General features: G+C 72.9%; 4 protein-coding genes. 3 read left to right on the plus strand and 1 reads right to left on the minus strand.

Annotated elements, in window-relative coordinates; translation table 11 throughout:
• Both sucC and sucD read left to right on the plus strand, forming a co-directional pair.
• A partial coding sequence (gene sucC / locus IE249_RS04750; RefSeq protein ID WP_229857534.1) for an ADP-forming succinate--CoA ligase subunit beta occupies positions 1–943 on the plus strand: 943 nt, incomplete at its 5' end.
• A gap of 21 nt (positions 944–964) precedes the next feature.
• Positions 965–1,849, plus strand: coding sequence for a succinate--CoA ligase subunit alpha (sucD, locus tag IE249_RS04755; RefSeq protein WP_189703472.1), 885 nt, complete (start codon positions 965–967; stop codon positions 1,847–1,849).
• 106 nt (positions 1,850–1,955) lie between these two features.
• On the opposite strand, the gene IE249_RS04760 is transcribed toward sucD, so the two are convergent.
• On the minus strand, positions 1,956–2,786 hold the full coding sequence (locus IE249_RS04760) for an RNA polymerase sigma factor (protein ID WP_229857538.1): 831 nt from the start codon (positions 2,784–2,786) through the stop codon (positions 1,956–1,958).
• A gap of 93 nt (positions 2,787–2,879) precedes the next feature.
• Here IE249_RS04760 and IE249_RS04765 point away from each other — a divergent pair.
• Positions 2,880–4,116, plus strand: a 1,237-nt coding sequence (locus IE249_RS04765) for a cell division protein PerM (protein ID WP_229857539.1), incomplete at its 3' end; no start/stop codon positions are given.

Genomic DNA, 4,116 nt, shown 5'->3' on the forward strand with positions numbered 1-4,116 from the left:
CAAGGGCCACACGGTCCACAAGGTCATGCTCGCCGAGACGGCCCCGGAGATCCTCGAGGAGTACTACGTCTCCTTCCTCCTCGACCGGGCCAACCGCACCTTCCTCTCCATCGCCTCCGTCGAGGGCGGCATGGAGATCGAGGAGGTCGCCGCCACCCGTCCCGACGCCGTCGCCAAGATCGCGGTCGACGCCATCGACGGCGTGGACCAGGCCAAGGCCCAGGAGATCGTCGCCGCGGCGAAGTTCCCGGCCGAGGTGGCCGACAAGGTCGCCGACGTCCTGGTGAAGCTGTGGGAGGTGTTCATCAAGGAGGACGCCCTCCTGGTCGAGGTGAACCCGCTGGCCAAGGTCGCCTCCGGTGACGTCATCGCCCTGGACGGCAAGGTCTCCCTGGACGAGAACGCCGAGTTCCGCCACCCCGAGTTCGAGGAGCTCCACGACAAGGCCGCCGCCAACCCGCTCGAGGCGGCCGCCAAGGAGAAGAACCTCAACTACGTCAAGCTCGACGGCGAGGTCGGCATCATCGGCAACGGCGCGGGTCTGGTCATGTCGACCCTGGACGTCGTCGCCTACGCCGGCGAGGCGCACAAGGGCGTCAAGCCCGCCAACTTCCTCGACATCGGCGGCGGCGCGTCCGCCGAGGTCATGGCCAACGGCCTGGAGATCATCCTCGGCGACCCGGACGTGAAGTCCGTGTTCGTCAACGTCTTCGGCGGCATCACCGCCTGCGACGCGGTCGCCAACGGCATCGTGCAGGCCCTGGAGCTCCTGGAGTCCAAGGGCGAAGAGGTCACCAAGCCGCTCGTCGTGCGCCTGGACGGCAACAACGCCGAGCTGGGTCGCAAGATCCTCGACGACCGCAAGCACCCGCTCGTCCAGCGGGTGGACACCATGGACGGCGCGGCCGACAAGGCCGCCGAGCTGGCTGCTGCCGCGAAGTAAGGGACGAGGTCACAGAACACCATGGCTATCTTCCTCACCAAGGAATCCAAGGTCATCGTCCAGGGCATGACCGGCTCGGAGGGTCAGAAGCACACCCGCCGCATGCTGGCGTCCGGCACGAACATCGTCGGCGGCGTGAACCCGCGCAAGGCCGGCCAGAGCGTCGACTTCGACGGCACCGAGGTACCGGTCTTCGGCACCGTCAAGGAGGCCATCGAGAAGACCGGCGCCGACGTCACGGTCATCTTCGTCCCGGAGAAGTTCACCAAGGACGCGGTCGTCGAGGCCATCGACGCCGAGATCCCGCTCGCGGTCGTCATCACCGAGGGCATCGCGGTGCACGACACGGCGTCCTTCTGGGCGTACGCCGGCAAGAAGGGCAACAAGACCCGGATCATCGGCCCGAACTGCCCCGGCCTGATCACCCCGGGCCAGTCGAACGCCGGCATCATCCCGGCCGACATCACCAAGCCGGGCCGCATCGGCCTGGTGTCGAAGTCCGGCACGCTGACGTACCAGATGATGTACGAGCTGCGTGACATCGGCTTCTCGACCTGCGTCGGCATCGGCGGTGACCCGATCATCGGCACCACCCACATCGACGCCCTGAAGGCCTTCCAGGACGACCCCGACACCGACCTGATCGTCATGATCGGCGAGATCGGCGGCGACGCCGAGGAGCGGGCCGCGGCCTTCATCAAGGAGAACGTGACCAAGCCGGTCGTCGGCTACGTCGCGGGCTTCACCGCGCCCGAGGGCAAGACCATGGGCCACGCCGGCGCCATCGTCTCCGGCTCCTCCGGCACCGCCCAGGCCAAGAAGGAGGCCCTCGAGGCCGCGGGCGTCAAGGTCGGCAAGACCCCGACCGAGACGGCCAAGCTGGCCCGCGAGATCCTCGCCGGCTGACTTCCGTACGGTTCCTGAACCACGCCGGTGGGCCCGCTCCCCTGAAAGGGGGCGGGCCCACCGGCTTTCCGGGCCTCCGGCCACGGGGATGCGCCGTCCGGCCGTCTCACCTCGCCTCGGGCACCAGCCGTTCCGGCCCGGCCGCCTGCTCCTTGCGCAGCTTCTCCCTCAGCTTCAGCGCGTCCTTCGACAGCGGGCCGAGCGCGCCCGCCGCGGGCAGCCCCGCCACCGAGTGCCCCGGGGACACCGGCGCCAGGTAGTGCGTGGGAGCCGTACGCAGGGTGAGCGCGGTGGCGCCGATGATGGTGACCGTGAAGGCGATGGCCGAGCGGGTCCAGAACCGGGTCCTGCGCTCCCCGGTCGTGCGCACCGCCGTCGGCATGACCGCCGGGAGGCGCTCGGTGGCGGCCAGCCGGGTCAGCCGCCGGTGCAGTTCCGCCGTGTCCGCCAGTTCCGGCAGGCGCTCGGCGACGGCCTCGCGGGCGTGCATCAGCCGGTTCGCCGTCGCCGGGGTGCTCGCCTCCGTCTCCGCCGCCGTCTCGGGCAGGTCGAGGCCCACGCCGTCGTAGAGGACGAGGGTGCGGCGGTGCGGCGGCGGGAGTTCGAGCAGGACCTCCTGCAGCGCGCGGTCCGCGGGATCGGGGGGCGGGTCGGTGAGGTGGCCGCCCGGACGGAAGCGGTGCCAGGGGGACAGGGCGCACTCGTACGCCGCCGCCCGCACCCAGCCCGCCGGGTCCCGGTCGTGGGCCACCTCCGGCCAGCGCTGCCAGGCCTGTTGGAAGGCGTGCTCCACGGCCTCGCGGGCGCGGTCGTGCCGGCCGGTGAGCAGGTAGGTCTGGCGCACGAGGGCGGGGGCGCAGTACGCGTAGAGGGCGTCGAAGGCCTGAACGGGTGTCAGAGTGGCCGTGTCGCGGTCGGTATGACGGTCCGTCACCATGCGTCCCTCCGTGTGAATAGGCACATAAACGTATATTGAGCGACACAGCGGAACTTCGCCTCTTGCGCCGGGAAAGCGGGTGTCGTTGGGAGCATGGCGGTCGTGATCAGCACGCCCCGTCGCCGCCCTCCCCTGCCCCGACTACGCGCCCGGGTACGCGACCGCTCGCCCGGCCTGGGTGCCGGCTTCCTCGGGGGCGCCGTCGCGGCGGGGCTCGGGCTCGGCTCGTTCGCGGTGCTGGTCATCGCCCTGTGGATCAGCTCGCCGTACCCCGACAGCGGCCCGGGCGGCGCCCTGCACGTGGCCGCCGCGCTGTGGCTGCTCGCGCACGGCGCCGAACTGCTGCGCACCGACACGCTCACCTCGGTGCCCGCACCCGTGGGGGTGACCCCGCTGCTCCTCCTCGCCCTGCCCGCGCTGCTCGTGCACCGTGCGGCACGGGACGCGACCGACGCGGGCGACGGCGGACCGCTCGTCCAACCCCGCACCGCCTGGGCGGGCGTAGTCCTCGGCTACGTCGTCGTCGCGGGCGCGGCCGCCGTGTACGCCGCGGGCGGAGTGCTGCGCCCCTCGTGGCCGCGGACCGTCCTGTGGGTGCCGCTGGTCGCCATGGTGGCGGCGGGCAGCGGAGTGTGGACGGCGTACGGCTGTCCGCGTGCCCCGCTGGAGCGGGCGCTGGGCGCGCTGCCCAAGAGCGTCCGGCGGCTGCTCCTCGCGCCCGGCCCCCGCGCGCGCCTGGGCGCCTCCTCGCGGGCGGCCGGGGCGGGCGCGACGGTGTTCGCCGGGGGCGGGGCGCTGGTGCTCGGGCTGTCCCTGGTCGGGCACTCCGCGGCGGCCCAGGGCGCCTTCGTACGTCTGACGGAGGGCTGGTCGGGACGGTTCGCCGTGCTGGTGCTGTGCCTGGCGCTGCTGCCCAACGCGGTGCTGTGGGCGGTGGCGTACGCGCTGGGACCCGGTTTCGTGCTCGGCGCGGGACATGTCGTCGACCCGTTCGCCTCCGCCCCGGCCCCGCTGCTGCCGCCGTTCCCGCTGCTCGCGGCGGTGCCGGACGCGGGCCCCGGCACCTCGGCGCACTGGGCCGCGACGGCTGTCCCCGCCGTGGCCGGGCTGACCATCGGCTGGTTCGTGGCCGGGGCGGCCGTACGGGACGGGCGGGACGCGCCGGACGGACGGCAGGGCGCCGTGCGGGCGTGGACCTGGCGGCGCACCGCGGCCGGGGCCGGACTCGGGTGCCTGCTGTGCGCGCTCGGGCTCGGGGTGCTCGCCGAAGTGGCGGGCGGGCCGCTCGGCAACGCCGCGCTCGCCCGCTTCGGGCCGGTGGGCTGGCAGG

The organism is Streptomyces anandii JCM 4720 (assembly GCF_014650655.1).
GTDB classification, from domain to species: domain Bacteria; phylum Actinomycetota; class Actinomycetes; order Streptomycetales; family Streptomycetaceae; genus Streptomyces; species Streptomyces anandii.